This window comes from Ignavibacteriota bacterium, from assembly GCA_016713565.1.
Classification (GTDB): Bacteria; Bacteroidota; Ignavibacteria; order Ignavibacteriales; family Melioribacteraceae.
This window is the reverse complement of the sequence record JADJOX010000008.1, coordinates 427,926-452,466: the sequence shown is the minus strand read 5'-3', so window position 1 is coordinate 452,466 and position 24,541 is coordinate 427,926. Positions and strand designations below refer to the sequence as shown.

The following is a 24,541-nucleotide window of genomic DNA, read 5'->3' as shown; positions in this document are numbered from 1 at the left end:
ATAAATATTTTAAATTTTATATTATTTGAAAACCTAATTTTAATAATTTATTCTTAAGCTCAATATCATTTAATATATTTTTGACGATGTAATTTTGAAATTCTCTTCTAATTGGGTAATCACCTCTTTGTTTTTCAAAAGTTTGAGGAGAAATTCTTAATCTCATGTCATCTTCTAAAATTTTATAAGTTGAAAAAATTATATCAGCGAAAATGTTTTGCTCACTTTTATTTTTGGTATTAACAGAAATTTCATTACCGTTTTTCGCAATTGGAACATTTTCAGGGAACCAATTTTTAGTTAAACCTAAATTAAAATATTCGTTAATTGCATTAACACAAACAGATGTACCATTTGCTTTGCCATCAGCTGAATATCCCGCAATATGCGGTGTTGCAATATCAACTATATCCAAAAGTTCCAAATCAATCTCTGGTTCATTTTCCCAGACATCTAAAATTACATTGCTAATTTTTCCCTCTTTTATTGCATTTTTTAAGGAAGATGTTTTTACAACTTCACCGCGAGAAGAATTTACTATTATTGGCTTTTTCTTAAGTTGATCAAAAAATAAATCATCTGCTAATTGATATGTTTTATCTATTCCATTTTTATTTAACGGCACATGAAAAGTAATAATATCAGACTCATTTTTAATTTTATCCAAACTGCAAAAATTTTTGCCGCCTTCTTTTCTTTCTCTCGGCGGATCATTGAGTAAAATTTTCATTCCCAATGCTTCAGCAACATTTTGGATTTTACTTCCAACATTTCCAACTCCAACAATACCAATCGTTTTATCTGCTAAATTGAATTTTTCTTTTTCAGCAATTGTGAATAATGCCGAAGTTATATATTGTTTCACTGAACCGGAATTGCAGCCTGGCGCGTTAAACCATTTAATATTATTTTCTTCACAATATTTTGTATCGATATGATCATAACCGATTGTTGCCGTTGTAATTAACTTGATGCTTGATCCATCAAGAAGTTCTTCATTACATTTTGTTCTAGTCCGAGTTATAAGCGCGTCGGCATTTTTAACTATTTCGCTGTTAATTTCTTTACCGGAATAATAATCAATATCGGCAACAGGTTCAAAAACTCCTTTAAGAAAAGGAATCTTATCATCAGCAATTATTTTAATTTTATTGAAAATATTTGTTTTTTCCATTTTGATAAAATTTTATTTGAATTAGATTCGCACTTAGCTTTACTCATCAGTGACGACTATCGTTATTTCATTAAATAAATTTTTCTTTCCAAGCCCACAATCCTAAAGCCGGATTTGATATAAAAAATATTTCCTCTCCATCAGGTAATTTATTAAAGCCGTCTTTAAGTTTATCAGGATTATAAATTTCTGTCATCTCCTTAAGATCCGCAAAATTAAAATTAACACTTTCAATTTCTTCTTTAGTTATGTTACCCGGACAATAAGTAATTTTGAATCTGCCTTCTGATGAACCATGAATTAAGTGTGCCGCGGCGCTTAAATTATTTTTTAAATCATCATTATTTTTCACAAATTCTAAAACTTCGGGAGTAGTTACATAGCCATATTTTCTAATTAATTTATCTATTCCCGGATCTTCACCAAATTCTCGTAATCCCGGTGCGAGAACAATCAATTCACCGTTATCTTCAATAGCCATGCGTGTTCTGTATATACTTTTATTTCCTAACCATGTTGTTTTAAATTCGGATGGATCTAAGTAAACAACAACTTTCTTCAAAGGATTATCAAGCATTTGAAAGTTTACTTGAAGAGATAAATCCGCCGCGAGCTTAAAACATTCAAAATCATCACCAATATATAAACCTCTGACAACTAACTTGCCATTTTCATCTTTCCCAACAACAGTTTGTACATACACTATAGGCATATGTTCAGCAAAATTATCCGAGGCATAATTTAAAACTCTTCTTACAGGTGTATCAGCTTTTCCCATCATTCTTTCCATTCCATAGGCTGCGCCTAGAAAATGACTTTTATTAATCCCTTCTGATCCGCCGGTTCCTACAAAAATATTTTTATTATAATTTGCCATACCAACAACTTCATGCGGTACTACTTGTCCAATTGAAAGAATCAGATCAAAATTTCCTTCAACCAAAAGTTTATTAACTTGAGCAGGCCAGTCATAGTCAACTCTACCTTCCGAAACTTCCTTTACAAATTCTGAAGGAACCTTTCCTAATGTAACTAAATCATTTCTCCAATTATGAACTCTGAACAAATTATGAGGAACTCCTGGAAACATTTTATCAATTTCTTTTCCAGTCATTGCAAAGTGAGTTCCGAGAGCCGGTAATATATCGGTTAATACATTTTTATAATTATCATAAATATAAGTCGTAAGTTCACCCGCACGTGAATGGTAACGGGTAAAATCGGGTGGGATAGCCAACACTTTATTTTTTTTACCTATTTTATCGAAGGATGTAAAAAGTGCTTCCTTTAAAGTTCGTGAATCGAGAACATCCTCAACAGAACCGCGTGAATAAAATAACATTTAATATTCCTTTCAATTATTATCTTTTAACTCTCGCATTGCCTTCCCAAACGCTCCAGATCATTTCCTCATCAGCAGGTTGAGCATAATCTGTTAAAAATGTTGTTGCTAATGCGCCGGAAGCCCAGCCGAATTGTATCCATTTTTCCGGAGACCAATTTTTTAAAATTCCATAAATCAAGCCGCCTACAAAACCGTCGCCTCCGCCAATTCTATCTAGTACATTTATTTGGCGTGGATTTATCACATGCCAGTTTGAACCTTCCAACATTATTGCACCCCAGAGGTGTGAATTGGTATTTTCAACTTCACGCAATGTAGTTGCAAAAACGGATGCATTTGAATATTTGTTTTTTACGCGTTTTATCATTTCCTTAAAACTTTCAATTTTTGCATCAATATCTTTTCCGCCGGCTTCCGGACCTTCAATATTTAAGCATAATTGAAAATCTTCCTCATTGCCTACAAGAATATCTGAAACTGAAGCAATCTCAGAAAATGCTGAAGCTAATTCGGCTTCTCTCCCTTTCCAGAATGATGCACGATAATTAAGATCAAATGAAATTTTTGTCCCGTACTTTTTTGCAGCCCTTGCAAGTTCTAAACAAAAATTACTTGTTTCGTGTGACAACGCTGCTATCAATCCGGATAAGTGAAGTATTTGTACTCCTTCCTTTCCAAAGATTCGATCAAGATCAAAATCTTTTACATTTAAAGTACAGCCAACCTCACCCGCTCTGTCATTATGAACTCTCGGTCCGCGCGAACCAATTCCACTATCTGCAATATTAAACTGATGACGATAACCCCATGGTCCTCCTTGGGCAACTTCTTTACCTTCATATTGCATATTTCTAGATCTAAGATTTGATTTAATTATTTGAGCAATTGGACTATCTTTTACAAAAGTTGTTAAAACCTTAACCGGCAAACCTAAATAGGAAGCAATACTTGCAACATTTGTTTCGGCACTTGTTACAAATAACGTAAAGTTTTCACTGGAATGTACCGGCTGACCATTTGCAGGAGTTATTCTAATACCCATACTTGTCGGTACTATTAAGGAATATTTGTAATCTTTTTTTAATTCGATATTCATATTAAAATCCAAATTTAATTTAATTTTTTAAACACCGCTGTAAATATTAAATCCGCCGTCAATTGGCAAAATTACTCCGGTAATGAAACTTGAAACATCCGAAAGTAAAAATAGTGTTCCGCCAATTAAATCTTCCGGTTCTCCGTATTTTCCCATTGGAGTGTTATCAATTATTTTCTTTCCCCTTGGAGTAAGCTCGTTTGTTTTTTCATCTATCAATAAAAATCTATTTTGGTTTGTAAGAAAAAATCCCGGAGCTACTGCGTTTACTCTTACATTCATCTTTGCAAAATGAACAGCAAGCCATTCTGTAAAATTATTTATTGAAGATTTAGCAGCTGAATAAGCGGGAATTTTTGTCAATGGTCTGAATGAATTCATAGATGAAATATTTAAAATAACACCTGACTTTTTTTCAACCATTTCTTGAGCGAAAACCATTGTGGGCAAAAGTGTTCCTAAAAAGTTTAAATCAAATACTTTCTGAAAACCTTCCATTTCCAAACCAAAAAATGTATCTGATAATGAATTAATATTTTCTTCAGTAATAAATTCTTCCTTTGTGGTAGCTTTAGGCGAATTTCCTCCGGCACCATTAATCAGAATATCAACTTTATTAAATTTTTCCAACACAACTTTTTTTGCTTCCAGCAATGACGATTTATCAAGTACATTTGCTTCAACTCCAATAGCTTCAGTACCAAATTCAATTCTTATTTGATCGGCAACTTTATCCGCGAACTCTTTCTTTATATCTAAAATAGCAAGTTTTACACCGGCGCCGGCTAAACCTTTTGCCAAAACCGCTCCAATAACTCCGCCGCCGCCGGTTAATACACAAACTTTATCTTTCAGATCATCAAACGAATATTTCTTCATTCAATCTCCTAATTTACTTCTAAATTTTCACAAAGCTTTTTTGCATTTTCGGTCAATGTTTTATAATCTTCTCTTTCAATTGCTTTATTGTCAACTAAAGCTGAGCCAATGCCAACAGCGCTTGCTCCGGCATTTATCCAATCAATTGCGTTTTCTAAATTAACTCCTCCGGTTGGAATAACTTTTAAGTGAGGAAGCGGAGCTTTAATTGATTTAATAAAACTCATTCCTAAATTATCCGCAGGAAAAATTTTAATAAAATCAGCGCCTTGTTCATAAGCAGTTTGAATTTCCGTTGGAGAAAAACAACCGGGAATCACAACAATATTCTTATCTATTACAGCCTGAACAACTTCTGCCTTATAAATTGGCGAAACTACAAATTTTGCTCCCGCATTTATTGCATCTAAGGCGGTTTGCTTATCTGTAACCGAACCAACTCCCAATAAAATATCGTCGCCAAATTCCTTATCCGCTGTTTCTATTGCTTGAATTGCATTTGGAATTGTCATTGTTAATTCTATTCCCGAAACGCCGCCAATTTTTATTGCTTCAATAACTTTTAATAATTGAGATGAATTTTTCATCCTTACAACAGCGACTACTTTTCTTTCTAATATTTTATTTCTTACTTCTTCTCTAGTCATAATTATTTAAATGGATTTAAATGATTTTTGAAATGGTTAATTAAATATTTATAGTGAACTTCTTCATTTTCTTTCAAACACTCGCAAATTTTATTTTTGAATAATGATGTTCCATCATCTTTTTTTGTTGTTAGCACTTTACCAAAAGTTACATGCAAAACTTGACGGGCATCATTCTGATTAAATAAATCTAATAATTGCACATCGGTATATTTATCAGAAGAATGAACATTTTCTAATTTTGCTGAAACGTGATAAGAATGTTTTTCTTTCTCATATTCTACTCTAGCAAAATCCAAAATTTTTCCGAATTCATCGGGCTGAGAAAACGCAACAACCTTCAGCGCTTCTAAATAACTTGTGCCTGCGGTTTTTACATGAGTGTATCCTCGTTTTAACTGTCCAATGGCTTTGTAAACTCCAAACTTATCACTGCCGGAATGTAAACTTATTTTATATGATCCAAAATATTCTGCAATTTTAACGTGTTTCAAATATTCTTTTTTGAAAATTTCAATATCGCCTTTGTAGTCTATTCCTTTCTCAAAATCACCGATAAATCTTGGAGCGAGACTAATAATTTTTACGCCTAATCTGTTAAGTTCAGAAGCCATAAAGAAATGTTCGAAAGGAGTTGTAACCGATTCAGTCTCGTCAACTGATATTTCAACTTCATACGGAAGATTTGAATACTTTGTGCTGAGATGATCGAATAATGTTTTTATATGCGCGACAGCGTTTCCATATTTAATTGTTGCTCTTAAAACATCTTCGTAAGAAGGTTTAATTACCAATCCTTCATTCAGATCAAATTCCTTTTCCGAATAGCGGTCAACCATTTTAGAAAATGAGTCGTTTAATTTTTCCCAGTTTATTTCTTTGGATTTATTTTCCAGTTCATGAATTGGAATTGAGTCAGCTTCATTTATCACAAATTCACCCGGATCAAATGTAAACATTGTAAATCCCGCATTCATCATTAAGTCAATATCATCAGTTGTTTTTAGGTGATCCGCATCTGAACCAAATCCGTTTTGATATCCTTCTTGAAAAACTGCCCAAATCGCGGCATCCATAACTTCATCCGGAGTTCTTTGGGTTCTTGTTAATTCTCTAATTGATTGCTGAGCAACAATAGGTTTAAATTCACTTCCTTCTAATGAGCGAAGATGCGCGGGATTTGCCAATCCGATTCTATCACCGAATCCGAAAGAATTATTTAATCCAAGCAAAATTGGTTTTGTAAATGGAAATATTTTTTGAAGTTTAACTGCATTTGCGTGAACTTGAGGACATTGCTTAATTTTTACATCAGCAGATCCAATAATCTCCCCGTGAAATTCATCTTGAGCCGATGATCCGATAGTGGATATAATGTAAAGAAATTTTTCGATACCATTTTTACCAATAAAATATGTCAATTCATTTTTCGTAATTATTGATTTAGCATAAACAGAAACATCTCCATTTGATAATGATTCTAATTTTACTAATTCGTTGTTTGCTGTTACTTCTTTTACTTTTTTAATTTCATCCAATAACATTCTTATACCTTTATAATTTATAAGCTTTTTTAACGAGATTATATGTAAGATCTTTAATTATCAATTTTGATTCTTCTAAACTTATAATTTGTCGAGCAACTAATTCAGCCAAGAAGTTTGAATCAACTCTTCTTGCCACATCATGTCTTGCCGGAATTGAAACAAACGCGCGAGTGTCATCATTAAAACCGACTGTATTATAAAATCCGGCTGTTTCAGTTATCATATGTCTATATCTATTCATTCCTTCTATACTGTCATGGAACCACCAAGCAGGACCTAATTTCATTGCGGGATAATGTCCCGCTAAAGGCGCGAGTTCACGAGAATATGTTGTTTCATCCAAAGTGAAAACAATAACCGTAAAATTCGGATTGTTTCCATAAGCATTTAATAATTCTTTAAGATTGTTGGTGTATTCGGTTTGCTGAGGAATATCGCATCCTTTATCCAAACCGTATTTATTATAAATAAACGAGTTATGATTTCGATTAGATCCGGCGTGTATCTGCATTGTTAAACCGTCTTCGCAGCTCATTCTTGCCATTTCCATTAACATGTTGGCGGTAAATAAATTTGCGTCTTTTTCATCAGCTTCATTTTTCAAAGCTCGGGAAAATATTGTGTTAACTTCATTCTCAGAAAGTTTATGAGTATATGGAGAAATAATTCCATGATCTGTTGATGTAGCGCCAATTTTCTTGAAATATTCTCTTCGCTTTTCAAGAGCAGTGATAAAATTTTTGTAATTATTTATTTCAAGTGATGTCAATTTTTCAAGCTCGGCAATTTCATTTTTCCAATTTGGATTTAAAAGATTTGTCAATCCATCAGGTCTGAAACAAGGAACAATTCTGCCGTCCCAACCCGATTCCATAATTTTTTTATGATTATCCAATTGATCCGTTGCCGCGTCGGTGGTTGATAAAACTTCAATTCTAAACCGCTTAAATAAATTTCTCGGTAAAAATTCTTTTGTTTGAAGTTTCTCATTTATTATATCATAATATTTTTGGGCATTGCTTCCGTTTAATTTCTCTTTAATTCCAAAAACAATATTGAATTCATAATCAAGCCAAACACCGGAAGGCGTTCCGGCAAATAAATAATAATTATCTCCGAATATTTGCCATACTTTGAGTGGATCGGTCCCAAGCCTTTTTCCATCTCTTTGCGGAATATCTAAATCTTCCAATTTTATTCCCTGTGAATAAAACATTCTGAAAACATAATGATCAGGTGTTATAAATAATTCCGTTGGGTTTGGAAATGGTTTATTATCAACAAATATTTTTGGTTCAACATGTCCATGCGGACTTACAATCGGCAAATCTTTTACATCATTATAAAGTTCACGAGCAATATTTCTTACCATAGGATTTGCGTCAAAAAATCTGTCTTCATGTAAATTAAATTCACTCATAAAATTCTCTAATTAATTGTAACGACCATTGGATAATTTAATTTTGTTAATTCATCATTTATATATTTTTCAAAACCGGCTTTGTTTTTAACGCCGTTTGGCTCAAGTTCCCAAGCTGCGGCAAACGCGTAATTAACTTTGCTATTTTTTGGTTTTAAAGAAACATAATAATTTAATTCGTCTTCTCCTTGCGAAATTAAATCTGAATTTTTATAAAATAGCACAATCCCGGCATTATCATTATTCAATGTTTGCTTTCCATACAAAGCTATGTATTGCCAGTCGCTGTTTTGTTTAGATTTAATAAAATCTGTATCCGGATGTTTAGCCAAGCCGGTAGTTATATTTTTGGCTCCATTATTAATAGTTAAATTTACATTTGTTATTCTGCTTCCAGCATTTATTGATAAATTGGAAACCAAATCATATTTCTTTTCGCTAACTATCCAGCCATAGTAAGATGTTTTTACTTGTGAAAATATTGGACCGTTCTCAGTTATTTCACAGGTTATTTCATTGGTTTTATGAACCATTTCTATTTTGCCTTTTTCCACCATGCCGATTGATCCAATTCCTAATGAATTGCCGACTTTAAAAATATCCATACCCCAATCCAACATGTTATGGTATGAATCTTCAATAGCAGTTACATCTTTATTTCCGACTTTACTTAAAACTAATTCGTTTACTTTTTTTCCGAATATGTCGGTCGCGTTTCTCCAATCGAGGTAAAATCTATATCCGACTTTTTCAGATTCCCAGCCGGGACCCTCATACTTAAATAACGCATCGTGATCGGTATGAATTTTAGGGACAAGCACTTTTGTGAAATTTTGAAAACCATCACCATTAAACTTTTTATCTTTATAAACGGCGTTGAATTTCATTGCCAATTCCGCGTAAGTTCTATTTTTATAATTTCTTCTCAGCTTTCCTTTTTCCAAATAGTTAACTGAAAAGATTTTTATTTCATTTGGTTTAAAATCACATACAAAGATTATTTCACAATTTAATTCACCGCAATTAAGTTGAGACGGGATTTCATTTTCATTTTCATAAATTACAAAACCATCTTTATTGAAATTCTTTTTTACCGTAGTTAACTTAGAAATATTTATTGATACCAATTCATCAATTCTTTCAATTTCAGTTGGATTTTTTACTTCAACCTTTATTTCATCGAAGAAATTAAATTCATTTTGATTCTGCGCGGATAAACTGGAAATCAATGCACAGATAATTATTAAAACTGATACATTATTTTTTAACACATGTACCTCTTAAAGTTAATTTAGTTGGGACTTCATATTCTAGCATTTTAAAATTTTCTTTGTTTTGAATATTGTCTAAAAGTATGGTAATAGCTTTTTCGGCAATCAATTCAGTTTGTTGATCAATGCAGCTAAGCGGAGGAGATAGAAATTTTTGTTCATTCGCGTTTCCAAAACAAATTATGTCTATATCATCAGGAATTTTCAATCCCAATTCATTAACAGCTTTGTAAACACCAAGCGCAACGGGATAAGTAACCGTAAAAATAACTTGCGGCAAATTATTATCTTTATATAATTTCATAAAAGAATCATAACCCGATCTTTCACCAAACTCACCTTGCATTATCCATTTTTTATTAATTGGTATCTTATATTTCTTCATCGCCTCAATAAATCCGGCATATCTCTGCAGTCCAATATTTATGCTTGAGTATCCCGCAAAATGAGCAATTTTTGTATAACCGGCTTTTATAGCTTGTTCAACGGCACAAAAAGCGCCTCCTTTATCGTCAACATAAACTTTGTTAATATTTTCCAGATTTGGAATTCTATCAATGAAAACAATTGGTACCCCTTTTTTCTTCACAGTTTCAAAAATGGAATAATCCTTAGTTTCTTGTGAAATAGAAATAATTATTCCATCCACGCGCATAGAAAGTAATGTTTGAATATGTTTTTCTCTCTCGTTCGGCATTTTCCTGAGAAACAGTTAATATTATTTCGTAATTATTTTTAAAGGCTGTATCATAAATTGATTCAATAATAGAACCGAAAAAAAAGTGCGCAATTTTTGGAATAATAACGCCGATAGTATTTGATTTTTTTGAGGATAAATTTCTTGCCATAAAGTTCGGCATATATCCAAGTTCTTCAGCGGTTTTTAAGATCAGCTTTTTAGTGGATGGCGAAATATCCGGATGATTTCTTAATGCTTTAGAAACGGTAACGGTAGAAACATTCAGCTTTTCAGCTATATCGCTCAGCCTAATTGATTTTTCCGTCATAAATTACTTTTAATTATTTATCAAACGAATTTTTTTCAATTGCGTTTCAGCTTAAGAAACCGCAATGTATATGTTAAATATGAACTTATAATTTCAGTTATTAACTATTTAAAATAATATAAACTTTTATCGATTACTTTATCATTTACTTAATCGCTAACTAAAATAATTAAATAAATAGATTTTTCAAATAATTAAAACATTATTTTAAAATAATCACAGATAGGTTTGAAAGAGAAATAAACATTTGCAAAAATGAAATCGGCAATTAATTAAACGATTTAAAATTCATAAAAGTAAAAAGAATATATGATCTCAAATTACTTAATGCGAATTAAATTTTAATTCCCGTTTCAAAATCAAAAAAGTTTATTTTCATGGCATCAATAAGCAACCCAAGCTGATCATCATGTTTTATAATTATATCTGCTTGTAATTTAGCCGTAAACTGAAGATCGTCAATATTAAAATAAATAAAAGTTTCGCTGCCCATAGGTTCAGCAACTTCTATTTTAACATTTAAATCATTTTTAATTTTATCAATTTGATTATTTGTTTTAAAATGTTCAGGTCTAATACCGGCAATAACTTCCTTACCAATATAATTGTTCAATCTTTGCGCAGTAATTGTCGGTATCGAAATTATTAGGTCCTTTTTATTTGATACAAATTTAAAACCATCATCTTTAATTAAAGTCCCATTTATAAAATTCATTGCCGGACTTCCGATAAACGAAGCGACAAATTTGTTTACCGGATTGTTATATAACTCAATTGGCTTATCAATTTGATTAATTTTGCCATCCTTCATAACAACTATTCTATCACCCATTGTCATTGCTTCAACTTGATCGTGGGTAACATAAATAATTGTCGCGTTTAATTTTTTATGAAGCTTTGAGATCTCGGTTCTCATTTGAACTCTTAATTTTGCGTCAAGATTACTTAATGGTTCATCGAATAAAAATACTTTGGGTTTTCGTACAATTGCTCTTCCGAGCGCCACACGCTGCCTTTGTCCGCCCGATAGTTGTTTTGGTTTTCTCTGCAGTAAATTTTCCAAACCTAAAATTTTGGAAGTTTCTTCTACTCTTTTCACTATTTCTTCTTTACTCATTTTTCTTATCTTTAAACCAAAAGCCATATTCTCGAAAACCGTCATGTGCGGATATAATGCATAATTTTGAAATACCATCGCTATATCTCTATCCTTTGGCTCAACGTCATTTACCAATTTATCGTCAATGTATATTTCACCTTTGCTAATTTCTTCAAGTCCGGCAATCATTCTAAGTGTAGTTGATTTTCCGCAGCCGGATGGACCAACAAGCACAACAAATTCTCTGTCATTTATTTTAAGATTTACATTATCTACTGCTTTTAAATTGCCGCTGTAAATTTTAAATACATTTTTAAGTTCAACTTCCGCCATTTAGCACCCAATATATATTATTCAAATTTTATTTCGTATATGTCAATTTTATTTACCGCGGTATTTTCAATCTTAAAACTATATACATTGTCTTCAAATTTTTCATTACTATCATTTAGTAAGGTTCCATTAATCTTAATAGAATTAATTTTATACGGTGATATAATTTCAAGATCAGTATGGTTTCCTTTGAAAGAGTCAGTTGAAAATTCCAGAGTCTTTCCAGTTTTATTGTACTCAGCAGAAATTATTTTAACATTAGCCGATTTAATGTAGGGTGAATTTATTTCTCCTAATTTTATATCTATTTTACCTTTTACGTTTGCGCCGGTTGGAATTACAGCCGATGGAAGTTCAATTCCATCATATAATATTTTGGAAATATATTTTCCCTTTCCCGTAATATTTATATTAAGCAAATTACCTTTAACTTCTAAAGGAATTTTCAATTCGTTGATATTATCCGGTTTAAAAGGATCAAAAGAAATATTCCAGTTATTCTCTCGTATTCCAAATAAATTATACAAAGAATAAAAATACCACCCGGCAGCCCACATGAATTGCGGTTTATCTATTTTCCCATATATTGCCGGATTATTTTTATCGCTTATTCTGTATTCATACATCGCCGGCTGACCATTGGGACTGTTCATAATTCCGTCGATCGTCATTGTTCTTTTAATGAAATCAAGAGCTTCTTCATTATGTCCCGTTTTAATAAGAACCAATGAATACCAAGAATTACCATGAGGCCAAATTCCGCCATTTGCATAATGATAAGGTTCACCAGCTTCATTATTTACAAAACCCATAAAATCACTTAAAGTTTTTAAATCCATCGGATAAAGAGTATAAACTCCCAAATTTTCATCCAATAAATTTTGATTAGCGGTTTGCAGCAGTTTGTTTTCCTTATCAAAGTCTAATTCGTCAAAATGCACGGCTAGCATTGAACCCATATAAATATGTTTATCTTTTGTACCATCATTATAATAACTAATCAAAGAATTTTGGTCCTCATCCCATAGTTTAGAAATTAAATCTGAATGTAAAGAATCGGCTAATTTATTATTCATTGAAATATAATTTTCATCTTTTCCAATTTCAGAACAGAAATAGTTAAACTCACGAAGAGCTTTTATTCCTAAAATCGTCATATAAGCGCGTGGACCAAAATTATGACCAATGTCCCACCAATCGGGTTGTGTAGACCAAAATAATCCATCCTTACCTCTATTTTGCATTACGGTTTCAAAGCCCCTTTTAACATAGGGAAAAATTTTCTCTGCAAACTCAATATCGTTTGAATGTCTTAAGTATCTTGAAGCGACGAGCATAAACCAAAAGTTATTCCAATTTTCGGGACCCGCATATTCCGTTGCATATGCGGAATCTTTCCAAAAATACGCGTGAGGAATTACATTATCTTTATTCGCGTGTTTTATAATGAAACTTAGATCATCTTTTACTTTTGCCAAATCAAAATTTACTCGAGCTAAATCTGTAAGCAGCACATCATGTGTAAAATAAAAATTGTATTCCGCGGGACAAGGCATTGGTTCTATTGAGCCGTCAATATAATGCTGAGTAGTCGCTAAAACCGCGTTTGCCCATTTGCTCGTAAAATCTAATATTTCATCATCTGTTTTAATTAAGTTTTTGCTATCCGCATTTTGCTCAATATATTTTTCATACTCATTAATTTCTTTAGTGTAATTATTTTTTAAATATTGTGATTTATCTGCACTATTTATATTGTTTGAAGAAATAACTTGAACGACTTTAACCGTTTCACCCGGTTTTAATTTTTTATTATAGGTAAATGCAGAAACAGGTCTTGAATTGTTTCCTTTATTAATGAGTTCGTTTGATAATTTTTTACCGCTTGTAAGCCATAGATTATCTAATGATTTGCTTTCGGAATTGTTTAAACATTTTGTTGTAAAGCTGCTTGGTTTTAAGCCTGTGTTTATTACAGATAGTTTGGTATACTTTGTTTCAACTGTATCATAAAAGTAATTAAAACATTCGTTTGCAGCATCATATTCAGTATATGCTTTTCTTATTGTGTTATAAGTATGAGAAGTTCTTAAAATCATTTCTAATTTTGTATATAGCTCATATTCTTTTTCTTTTTTTGATGAGTTTTTAACTTCGTAAGTAATTGCAAATGCCGATTCATTATTTAAAAAGTGGTAACTTATTTTAACTTCACTTTCGTCTATATTTTTATTGAATGATACCGAGTAAGGTGTTTGATCCACATTAAATGTTTCGTTTTCCAGCAGATGTTTCGGTAAATCTCCGGCTTTAAATCCAAAAGAAGTAATTCTATAATTTTCTCTTTTCCAATAATCTTCACTAATATCAATACTGTTTGCCGTAGGATAATAAAAACTGATCCTGTTTAATGTTGGAATACTTTTATGTATTTCAATTCCAACGTAATGTGAACCGACTTCAATTTGCCCGACTTCCTTCTTATTGAATATATGCAATCCATCTTTAACTTGAGAATTTATATTTATAAATAATGCGAAAACTAAAAATCCAATTACTAAAGATTTATTGAGGTCGAATCTCATTTTCCCTTTCCTCATTTTATTTTAAATAAACCAATTTAGCAGACGCATTAAAAGTATCTGTATGAAGTCTGATAAAATAAATACCGGAATTCGCAAATGTTCCGTTATCATTTATTCCATCCCAAGTTAAAGAATAATATCCAGGAGATTTTTGTTCATTTACTAACGTCTTAATTTTTTGTCCAAGCAAATTATAAATCTCCAATTCGATTTTCGTTATTTGCGATATTTGGTACCTTATGTTTGTGGTTCCATTAAATGGATTTGGATAATTTTGATATAAAAAGTTTTGTTCAGGAATTAATTTTTCATTTTCATTAATATAAGTTGACAAATCGTAAAGATTCACGATTTCATATAACGATAGTGCATAATCATAAATTCTTACATCATCAATAATGCCATTAAAGTTATAATTATTATTGCCAGGAACAGTTTGAGCAATTGTTAAATCGATGTCTGTTGTTAAAATAGCCCCTGACCAATTTTTAAATGCATCCAATTTTCCATTTAAATATATTTCAAGCTCGGCTCCTGAATATAATGCAGTAATATTATAAAGCTTATCTTTTACTAAATTTGTCTCGGAATCAAGATCAGTAATTCCACTGGCAGTTTTAATAGTAAATCGTAGTTTATTATTAGAGATCGATATTTTCCATCGTCTCTCCCAATTTCCATGAGAGATAATGTACTGTTCCCTTTCATAAAACGAATTTATTTTAAACCATAGATTTATACTAATGGAATTTGTAAAATTGAGTGAATTGCTGTTTGTAATTTTTACATAATCATTTACTCCGTCAAAGTTAAGAGCATTATTTGAATTGCCAAATCTATCGGAAACAAAGACCGCTCCACTTATTGTTCCATTATTATTATTACCGCTCTTATCGTCGGCATTTCCCGAAAATGGATAAAAGCAAATTAAGCTACCTGATTGAGTATTTGACAGATCTCTTACGGAAACCGCAATACTATCTTGTACGATTCCTCCGTTTCCGTCGCTCACTTTACAAGATATAAAATAATTACCAGCTGTGTTTGGAGCAGTCCATTTAATTGTTTCCCCGCTTCCAAAAACTATACCATTTTCTGCTTTCCATTCATATATCAATTCGTCACCGTCATCATCGGTAGCGAAACAAGTAATTTGCGTTTCGTCTCCGAGATCAATTTTACGGGGTTCTGCGTTAAAATTTAATATCACAGGATCATCATTGAATGATTCAATAACAGTAATAAATGTACTTAATGAATCTACTCCGCCGTTATTATCATTGACCATGACAGATATTTGAAATGTACCGGTTTTATTAGGAGCTGTCCAAATTATATTATCTTCGCCTGCAGATATTTTTCCATCTTCACTTTTCCATATATAATTTAATTGATCATTATCTAAATCTACCGCTGTACAAAATACTTTAATGGAATCATTGGTTGTTATTTTTATTGATTGTGGTGTTAACGCTTTAATTCTTGGCGGATGATTATTTATATTTTGTCCGGAATTAAAATCAACAACAATTCCATCCGCAGTAAATTTGTTCATATCAATTTTTTTTTCACTTCCCGTTGGCACCAATGTTACAACAATTGCACTTTTAGGAGGAATATTTAATTGTACATTTCCGGAAGCAGAACTCATGATAAAATTATTTGAGACCAACTCATAAAGATCGTTGTTGAGATTTCCGGAATCAAACTCCACACTTTTTTCGGTTTCATAAGGATTGTAAAACAAATATGTTGGATAGCTATGTTCATTAAAATAATCCGTTTTATTTAAATCTAATTTTATAATTCCTTTAACATTTGTCGTATCTATTATTCCGCCAAAAATACCAACATGCGACGAGCCGTAAAGAGCAAGGTTTGTAGAACCCCAAGCACCGCTTATCGCGTCTCCGGTAGCATATGGACTTGTACCGAAAACAGATTCCCTAATTGCTTCATGAGCAATGTAAGATTTTGTATCATATTTATGCGACCATTCTTCGCTATCTTGTTTATAATTAGGCAAATAATTTGTATAAAATAATCTTGAGGCATTTGAAGCATTTAGCATCCATTTACCAATTGCGTTTGCAAATCTATCATCATATTTTACTAACGGAACTAAAGCCGAAGCCAATTCAAAAGTATTCATTAAAAAGGCGTAATCATTGTTGCCGTTCACTTCACCGATTAATCCAGAAACATCGAGTCCGCCCCAATTTCCAATAATACTTCCCCAACTCCTTAACGAACCGATATCAAAGCACCAATTTATCAATTTAACTATATCATAATTTGTACCTAATTCCGCGTTCATTCTTGCTGCAGTATAAACACCGTATCCAAACTGCAATTCATAAGATGGGTTGAAACTCAAACTATTTAAATATTCCATCGACCACTCGGCGCCTATTCTATATTTAATTTCGTTCGTTTCTTTATACGCATTATATAATATCCATGCTATTGCTCCCGCTGCTTCAGGTTCTTTTACTCCACCTGAATAAGGAGTCATTGTTTCCAAATCATAACCACGGTAATTCATATAAGGAACCGACCAAGGATTTGATTTTCCACCCATTTGTTCAACTGACTTCAACCATTGATCAGCCACACTTTTTAGTTGCTTATCAAAGTCAATTGTATTTGGATAAAGATCATACAATTGATAGAAAAAAACATTCGGCATTGTTTCATACCACCAGTCGTCATAAGTATCGTCAACAGGATGGTTTTTATAGACATTTTGCGCAGGTCTGTTGTTAAAATATTCTTTGCACATTTTAACCCAATTATAACCGTTCTGATTTGATTTATCTACATCAACTAAGCTTGCGCCAATTACTGCCGGCAGTACATTTATTGCTTCACCTGAATTGGGAACCGTTGTTCCAACAACCGTGTGCAATCCAAAGCTTATATCGTTCGGATAGTTTACAGTGTTGTTCTCAAAATATATTAAAGGTAAGTAATCGCCTTGCAGAGTATGATTAAATACCAGCGAATCATATCCTAGGGTTACACTTTTCCAATCTCGCATCTCATACGGTACGGGGAAATCGGGCATTTGGTTTATTCTATTTATCTCAACTTGCTGAGCCAAGAAAGACGATGAATTTAAAATCAAGATCAAGTTTAACTTAAATAGAAATTTCATCAAAAAATTATATTGCTTTGTTATTTTTACCATGAGTAATATTGCGGCGCTTGACCGGCAGGCGGAAATATTTTATCAAGCTCATCCAATTGTTCTTTGGTGAATTTTATTTCAATGGCACTAACACAATTTTCAAGCTGTTCAAGTTTTCTCGGACCAATAATTGGAGCGTTGACCGCCGGCTGATGAATCAACCAGGCTAATGCGGCTTTTGCCGGCTCTTCATTAATTTGCTTACAGAAGTCTTCCCACTGAGTTATTTGAATTTTATTCTCAGCAAACTTTTTAACAACTTCATCCGTAGTTCGTCTTCCTTCTTTTGTTTTTTCAATAACACCGCCCAAAAGACCTCCTTCGAGCGGACTCCACGGAATAATTCCAACACCATAATATTCACAAGCGGGAATTACTTCCCTTTCAATTTTTCTGTTAAACAAATTATATTTGCTTTGTTCACTAACCAAACTAAACATATTATTATTTTTAAATTCATGACATGCAGTTGCTATATCCCATCCCGCAAAGTTGCTGCTTCCAACATAAATAACTTTTCCAGCATTTATTAATTGCTCCATGGCTTGCGCAATTTCATCCCATGGCGTGTTTCGGTCGATATGATGCATTTGATAAAGATCAATATGATCTGTTTTCATTCTTTTTAGACTGTCTTCGCAAGCTTTTTTAATATGGTACGCGGATAAATATCTTTCATTTGGCCAGTTTCCCATGTTACCATAAACTTTTGTCGCGAGAACAATTTTATCCCTATATGATTTATTTTCATTAAGCCATTCACCAATTATTTGTTCTGTTATTCCTTCGCCTATTTTACCGCCGTAAACATTTGCTGTATCAATAAAATTTATTCCTAATTCAATTGACTGACTCAATATATTAAAACTTGATTCCTTTGAAGTAATCGCTCCAAAGTTCATTGTTCCCAGACAAAGTCTGCTTACCTTTAATCCCGACCTCCCTAAAAAAGTATATTCCATTTCTTTACCTATTATTATATTAAAAATGTATTTAAAGAATAGATCTTTATCTTACTTATATTCATTTTATTTAAGTCGGCATAAATATTCACTATTACTTTTTCATTCGGCATAATTGAAAATCCGCGTTTTGAGAATGTTATTCCTTCAGCGAAAAGATCAACAAAATAAGCGGGTTTATCACTTAATATTTCAATTTGATTAGGATTATTTGAAACAATATTAATTTTAATTTTCGGTTGTGCCACTTTATAATATTTCCAAGGCAATTTATTATGGAACGAAAAACTTAACTGCTCTCCTTTATCATTTTTCAAATTAGCGTATAGAATAAACTTATCCAATATTTTATTATCAGAATATTTTAGCACTTCAATTTCCGATTTGTTTTTCAAAGATATACTTTTTGAAAACTCCTCAGTAACTTTTCCGGTTATTGTTTCTATGAGTTTTACCTCGCATTTAACAATTTTATTTTCATCAGCCTGATTTTGAATTTTAATGATTATGTTTTCATCTTTTTTATCAAAGTAAATTATTTGCTGAGCGAAAATATTTTTAACAAAGTGATAAGATATTTTTGGACTCTGTTCAGAATCAATAAGCGACCAACTGGCAACGGGCCAACAGTCATTCAACTGCCATATTATGCTTCCGAATGTTTTATTGTTTGTACGCCAATGTTTTAAACACTCATATAATGCATGTGCTTGATTCAACTGAGCTAAATAAATAAACTCGTCAAATTTTATGGATATTGGAAAGTGCTTTGCCAAAAATCTTATTATTCTTTCATTTCCTTCTATTTGCTTATTGTGAAATTCAAAAACAGAATCTTGAATATTTCTGTTTTGCGGCGGCAAACATTTTTCCATTGTAGTTATATTTGCCGGTGCTTGAAAACCAAATTCAGTTACAAATAGACTTTTATCATTTACTACTTCATTATAGTCAATCCACTTACTCCATAATTCCCATTGATGCCGGTTTCCGCTTAACGGTGAGTTCGGGTCTTTCTCAAAACTAAAAGGCGAAGACTGCCAATATGGTCTGTTATCAATTTGATTAATTATGTCGGGGATGATATCATTAAATATTCTAAATCCGGGCATATTTTTGTAGGAAATATTTTTCTCTTGATACCATATCCATTCATTCTCATTATTTCCGCACCAAATAATAATTGAAGGATGATGCTGTAATCTTAATACATTTTGTTTGATCTCGGTTTTAATATTTTTTATAAAATCTTTATGTTCCGGATATGCCGCACAAGCAAACATAAAATCCTGCCAAACCATTAAGCCTAATTCATCGCAAATTTCATAAAATTTATCACTTTCGTAAATACCGCCGCCCCAAACTCTAATGATATTCATGTTGGCGTCTTTTGCTGAACTTAAAAGATTTTTATATTTTGATTCAGCTATTCTTGGCAAGAACGAATCTGCCGGAATCCAATTAACACCTTTTGCAAAAATTACTTTGTTATTTATTTTAAATTTGAAAACATTCGTACCGTTTTCATTAAGTACTAGTTCGACAGTTCTAATCCCTACTTTCCTATTAAATTCATTTAATATTTGGTTGGATTTATTAATTATTTTGATTTTAAGCAAATATAAATTCTGAGAGCCTTCGCCGTTCGGCCACCATAATTCTGGATTGGGAATTTCCAAATCCACTGAATTGTTTTTTTGCTTTAATTTACTAATTGTTTTCCTTACTATTTGTTTGCAATCACTCAGTTCAACAATTACGGAATATTTTATTAAGGGTATTTTATCTAAATCGAAACCAATTCTTACCGATGCAACATTATTTTCATTTTCGATCGTTTGAAAAGTAGTGTTGATAATTTTTATTTTCTGTTTCTCTTCAATATAGATACTTTTCCAAATTCCGCTTGAAGGAAATATTGGACCCCAATCCCATCCAAATGAGTATTGAGCTTTTCTTATATAAACCCTGCTCGAATTTAACGCGACGTCTAATTTTCCATATTTTTCTTCTTGTCTATTCGCAAAATTTACCGGCGAATTAAAAATTATATTCAAGAAGTTTTTACCGTTTCGTAAATGTTTTGATACTTCAACAGTATAATTTAAAAACATATTTTCTGCGGAAAGAATCATTTTATCATTTAAAAATACTTCGGCAATTGTATCCAATCCTTCAAAAACAAGGTCGTATTTATTTGCTGTATTTTTATCTAAATTAAATTCGGTTTTATAAATCCAATCGCATTGTTCAATCCATTTTAATTTTTTTTCATTATCCGAATAAAACGGATCATCAATAATGTTATTATTCAGCAGATCAGTATGGATTGTACCGGGAACAACCGCATCATATAATTTATTTGTTTTTATTTTTAAGTTTGGATTATCTTTTAAATTAACTTTGCTTTTATACAAAGAAAATTTCCAACCCGTATTAAGGTAAAGTCTATTTGAATATTTATTTTCCATAAAGAATATTTTTAATGATTTATTTCATTTAACGATAATTTACGCGCATTAATTTCAAGTAATGATAAAAGCGCTTCAATTGTTGACTCTGCTCCGGAATTCTTGTTTACTTTTTTTTCCGATTCAATTCCGTCAAATACAATTCCTGTATTTTTGTCATACAATTTTATAGAATTCGGGTTTTTGCCTAAAAACCATTTTGCTATTTTCGCTGCACGTTCTTTATATTTTATTTCTTTTGTTAAATCACTAGCTTCTAAAAGCGCATAGATCATAGGTCGAATATTGTATGCTATCTGCGGATATTTTTTTTCATTGATAATACTTATTGTTGAGTCTGAACATGATATTTCAAATGAATTTAGATAACCGATCTTAATTAATTTTGGATAGAAGTCGTTTAATTCAAGCAACACTGAGTTTAGAATTTTATCATCTTGTAAAATTTCAAATGATTTTAATAATGCGTAAGCCTGGCAATTACCCCATGAATGCCAAGTATTTTGCCAGCTTAAAAATGCTCCGTAATATTCTGAATTCTTATCACGGATCTGCATTTCAACTAATCCATTGGTTAGCATTTTAATATAATTTAATAAGGTTTCATCTTTGTATTCATTATAGTAATTCACCAAACCAAGCAATAATATTGATGCCTGATCTGCTGCGTGTTTATATGGAAGCCAATTTGGAATTTTTATCCCGGCAATATCTTCATAATCATATTGTGTGGGAATATCTTTCTTAACCGCATTAATTAAAGATATAATGCTCGCGAGAATTTCTTCGGCGAATTTTGTATCGTAACTTTTGTAATATGTATATGATTCCGATAAAGCCCATAATGCGCGCCACGACCACCAATTAGGCTCCGCAATACTTGTTTTAAATTCTTTATTTATTGAATGGTCACTAAATATAAAGTTATAAAAGTAACCGTTTTTTGACTGCATATAAATTAAAAATTTTAGCAGTTTTTTATTTTTATCAATGTTCTCAATGTTTGAAGTCACAAAATAATTTTTAAGATAAAATATCGATGCTCTTGCCGCGTCATCAACACAAGCTGTTCCTTCATCTTCGTCATCAAGATAATTATAGTTTGGATAATTGCTATAAATGTGAATTATCGCCATTTGGATTTTATTTATCTTAATTTCTCGATATAAATGATCAAGGTGTTTTGTATTAATTTCCAATTCTCTTGAATGAATTTGTCCGCAGCCCAAAATGAAGACAATCTGAATCAATAAAAATAAATGAATTCTCCGCATTATATTCTCTTGCATACCGAAAGCAAATAATCAATTGTTGTTTCAGCAATGCAGATGTTCGTATCGGCGCCGGAATAATATATTTTAATATCTCCGTTATCTTCATCTATCCAGCCGTTAGAAAATACAACATTTCCAACATCTCCTATTCGTTCATAATCTTCTTCAGGACTTAAAATTGGTTCTTTAGTTTTTCCTTTAACAATCCATGGTTTTTCTAAGTCCAATAAAAACGCGCCAATTTTATATAATGAAGAAATACCAAATCCCCTAACGCCATGATATAGAATTAACCAACCGTCCTTTGTTTTAATTGGAGTACTCGATGATCCAATTTTATCATTTTCCCAAGTTCCTGGTTCCGGCTGAAATAATATTTTATAATCACCCCAATGTATAAGATCGGGACTTTTACTTATCCATATATCTCTATTGTTTTCGGCTGACGGTCTATCAATCTTCCAATAAAAACCATTTATCTTTTCAGGAAAAAGTGTACAGTCTTTATTGCAAGGTTCAGAAATAGGTCCGTGTATTTTAAATGATTGAAAATCTTCCGTTTCGGCAAGAATTACTAAGGGCATATATTTTGAATAGCCTGTATAAGTTAAATAAAACTTATTTTCCAATTTAGTAATTCTCGCGTCTTCAATTCCCCAATTCACATATTCAAAACAATTTTTATGATCTTCGGGAATAAGGACAGGTTTTTCAGAAACTTTGAATGTGTAACCGTCATCACTAACAGCTAAAGCAAACGATGATCTTCCAATCGGCATTTCTATTCTACAAAGCAATATATATTTATCATTAAATTTAACAGCACCCGGATTGAATATACTGTTTACTTTAAAAGGAACATCCTTATTAGTTAAAATTGGATTTCCAGAATATTTTATTATCCCCATTTTTGACTTCCGCTTTTATAAAGAAAAATTAATTTTATTTAAAATTTTATTAACATCGGCAAATGTGAATCCAGTTGCCGAATCGCTCATAGCATAAGGTATTACTAAATTGTTTTTATGAATTATTGAACCGCATGAATAAACAACATTTGGAACATAACCCTCACGCTCAATTTTATTTGGCTGAATGAGAGGTTCATCTAAAGCGCCAATTACTTTTGCGGGATTATTTAAATCCAATAGCAACGCGCTTATAACATATGTTCTAAAAGGACCAACAGCGTGTATTATTAAAAGCCAGCCTTTCTCAGTTTCAAGCGGTGAACCGCAATTTCCCAATTGAACAAATTCCCAATAATTTTGAGGCATCCTAATAATTTCTTTTGATTCCCACTTGTACAAGTTATCAGAATACATCATATATAAATTTTCACCGTCTTGTCTTGATGTAAATACAAACTTATTATTTATCTTTCGCGGGAACAAAGCAAAACCTTTGTCATAAACCGCATTTCCATACAAAGAACTTACTTTAAATTTTCTAAAATCTTCGGTTTCAAGTAATTGCGGTCTGAATGATTTTCCATTGTAAGCCGTATAAGTTCCATAATATTTAGTTATACCTTTATCCGTAAATTTTACTAAGCGTAAATCTTCCATCCCAATGTTTTCACTTGATGATTTTGGAAACAGTACTCTTTCTTCCAATGGAACTTTGGGATTAAACTCCGCTGTGTAATTAGTCAGTAAAAAATCTGTTCTTTCCTCATTCGATAAAGTATTTCCAAGTCTTCGTTTATCAATTTCCTTTTCCTGAGCAAATACATACTTCTGTGGAAGCGAGGCAAATCTGCTTTTATTTACTAAATCGATCTTGTTTTCTTTTTTTATTTTTCCTTCTCTAAATTCAATAGAAGAAATATGACCTTCACCCGCTGCGCGAAGACTTATAATAAAATTAAGTTCATCTTTACTTGATTTTGTCTGATTGGGATGAACAACAATTGAAGGATTGAAAAGAGCCGCAGCTTCAATAGAATATTCTTTGGAAAAATAAGAACCAATTAAGAGTTTTTGATCATTAGTCAACCTTTGTTTTTCGGCAATATTTTTTTTCGCCTTTTTATAATTTGCCATTAATAATTCTTCAAATAAGCGATGTCTTTTGCCAAAATCCGCAAAGACTTTAATTAATATTTTTTCTGTTATTGATTTATCTAATGATAATATTCTTTCAATCAGCTTTTTCGATCTTACTTCGCCAATATCAAAATATTGCAAAACTACTTTTTCCGAATTTGCTTTTAATTTTATATTTGATCTAGATACCATA

Annotated in this window: 18 protein-coding genes; all 18 read right to left on the bottom strand. The window is 31.8% G+C overall.

Annotated features, from left to right (window positions below; genetic code table 11):
• Window positions 1–16 precede the first annotated feature (16 nt).
• Entirely contained in the window at window positions 17–1,147 is a 1,131-nt protein-coding gene (pdxB, locus tag IPK06_16625) for a 4-phosphoerythronate dehydrogenase PdxB (protein MBK7981594.1), read from the bottom strand.
• 97 nt (window positions 1,148–1,244) lie between these two features.
• Window positions 1,245–2,516, bottom strand: coding sequence for a DUF2088 domain-containing protein (locus IPK06_16620; protein ID MBK7981593.1), 1,272 nt, complete (start codon window positions 2,514–2,516; stop codon window positions 1,245–1,247).
• A 19-nt stretch (window positions 2,517–2,535) separates the two neighbouring features.
• Complete coding sequence (locus IPK06_16615) at window positions 2,536–3,615, bottom strand: sugar kinase (protein ID MBK7981592.1); 1,080 nt, start codon at window positions 3,613–3,615, stop codon at window positions 2,536–2,538.
• A gap of 27 nt (window positions 3,616–3,642) precedes the next feature.
• Complete coding sequence (locus IPK06_16610; protein ID MBK7981591.1) at window positions 3,643–4,494, bottom strand: SDR family oxidoreductase; 852 nt, start codon at window positions 4,492–4,494, stop codon at window positions 3,643–3,645.
• A gap of 8 nt (window positions 4,495–4,502) precedes the next feature.
• The gene (gene eda / locus IPK06_16605; protein MBK7981590.1) at window positions 4,503–5,141 is read right to left on the bottom strand and encodes a bifunctional 4-hydroxy-2-oxoglutarate aldolase/2-dehydro-3-deoxy-phosphogluconate aldolase; all 639 of its coding nucleotides are present in this window, start codon (window positions 5,139–5,141) and stop codon (window positions 4,503–4,505) included.
• Window positions 5,142–5,143: 2 nt separating this feature from the next.
• Window positions 5,144–6,685, bottom strand: coding sequence for a hypothetical protein (locus IPK06_16600; protein ID MBK7981589.1), 1,542 nt, complete (start codon window positions 6,683–6,685; stop codon window positions 5,144–5,146).
• Between the two features lie 10 nt (window positions 6,686–6,695).
• Complete coding sequence (uxaC, locus tag IPK06_16595) at window positions 6,696–8,108, bottom strand: glucuronate isomerase (GenBank protein ID MBK7981588.1); 1,413 nt, start codon at window positions 8,106–8,108, stop codon at window positions 6,696–6,698.
• Window positions 8,109–8,116: 8 nt separating this feature from the next.
• Window positions 8,117–9,379 carry a DUF4861 family protein gene (locus IPK06_16590; GenBank protein MBK7981587.1) on the bottom strand — a complete coding sequence of 421 codons (1,263 nt, stop codon included), beginning with the start codon at window positions 9,377–9,379 and terminating at the stop codon, window positions 8,117–8,119.
• The gene (locus tag IPK06_16585; GenBank protein ID MBK7981586.1) at window positions 9,366–10,076 is read right to left on the bottom strand and encodes a substrate-binding domain-containing protein; all 711 of its coding nucleotides are present in this window, start codon (window positions 10,074–10,076) and stop codon (window positions 9,366–9,368) included. The genes IPK06_16590 and IPK06_16585 overlap by 14 nt, the downstream gene beginning before the upstream one ends.
• The gene (locus IPK06_16580) at window positions 9,991–10,386 is read right to left on the bottom strand and encodes a LacI family DNA-binding transcriptional regulator (GenBank protein MBK7981585.1); all 396 of its coding nucleotides are present in this window, start codon (window positions 10,384–10,386) and stop codon (window positions 9,991–9,993) included. The genes IPK06_16585 and IPK06_16580 overlap by 86 nt, the downstream gene beginning before the upstream one ends.
• 334 nt (window positions 10,387–10,720) lie before the next feature.
• Entirely contained in the window at window positions 10,721–11,818 is a 1,098-nt protein-coding gene (gene ugpC / locus IPK06_16575) for a sn-glycerol-3-phosphate ABC transporter ATP-binding protein UgpC (GenBank protein ID MBK7981584.1), read from the bottom strand.
• Between the two features lie 17 nt (window positions 11,819–11,835).
• Window positions 11,836–14,403, bottom strand: a complete 2,568-nt coding sequence (locus tag IPK06_16570; GenBank protein ID MBK7981583.1) for a hypothetical protein — start codon at window positions 14,401–14,403, stop codon at window positions 11,836–11,838.
• Between the two features lie 16 nt (window positions 14,404–14,419).
• Window positions 14,420–17,536: a T9SS type A sorting domain-containing protein gene (locus IPK06_16565; GenBank protein ID MBK7981582.1), complete on the bottom strand. Its 3,117-nt coding sequence runs from the start codon at window positions 17,534–17,536 to the stop codon at window positions 14,420–14,422.
• A gap of 50 nt (window positions 17,537–17,586) precedes the next feature.
• A complete protein-coding gene (locus tag IPK06_16560) occupies window positions 17,587–18,555 on the bottom strand; it encodes an aldo/keto reductase (protein MBK7981581.1) in 969 nt (322 codons plus the stop codon).
• Window positions 18,556–18,569: 14 nt separating this feature from the next.
• Window positions 18,570–21,026 (bottom strand): hypothetical protein, encoded by a 2,457-nt coding sequence (locus IPK06_16555; protein MBK7981580.1) that lies wholly within the window; start codon window positions 21,024–21,026, stop codon window positions 18,570–18,572.
• Between the two features lie 11 nt (window positions 21,027–21,037).
• Window positions 21,038–22,276 carry a hypothetical protein gene (locus tag IPK06_16550; protein ID MBK7981579.1) on the bottom strand — a complete coding sequence of 413 codons (1,239 nt, stop codon included), beginning with the start codon at window positions 22,274–22,276 and terminating at the stop codon, window positions 21,038–21,040.
• Between the two features lie 23 nt (window positions 22,277–22,299).
• Window positions 22,300–23,208 (bottom strand): glycoside hydrolase family 130 protein, encoded by a 909-nt coding sequence (locus IPK06_16545; GenBank protein MBK7981578.1) that lies wholly within the window; start codon window positions 23,206–23,208, stop codon window positions 22,300–22,302.
• A 15-nt stretch (window positions 23,209–23,223) separates the two neighbouring features.
• A complete protein-coding gene (locus IPK06_16540; GenBank protein ID MBK7981577.1) occupies window positions 23,224–24,540 on the bottom strand; it encodes a glycoside hydrolase family 130 protein in 1,317 nt (438 codons plus the stop codon).
• Between the last annotated feature and the right edge of the window lies 1 nt (window position 24,541).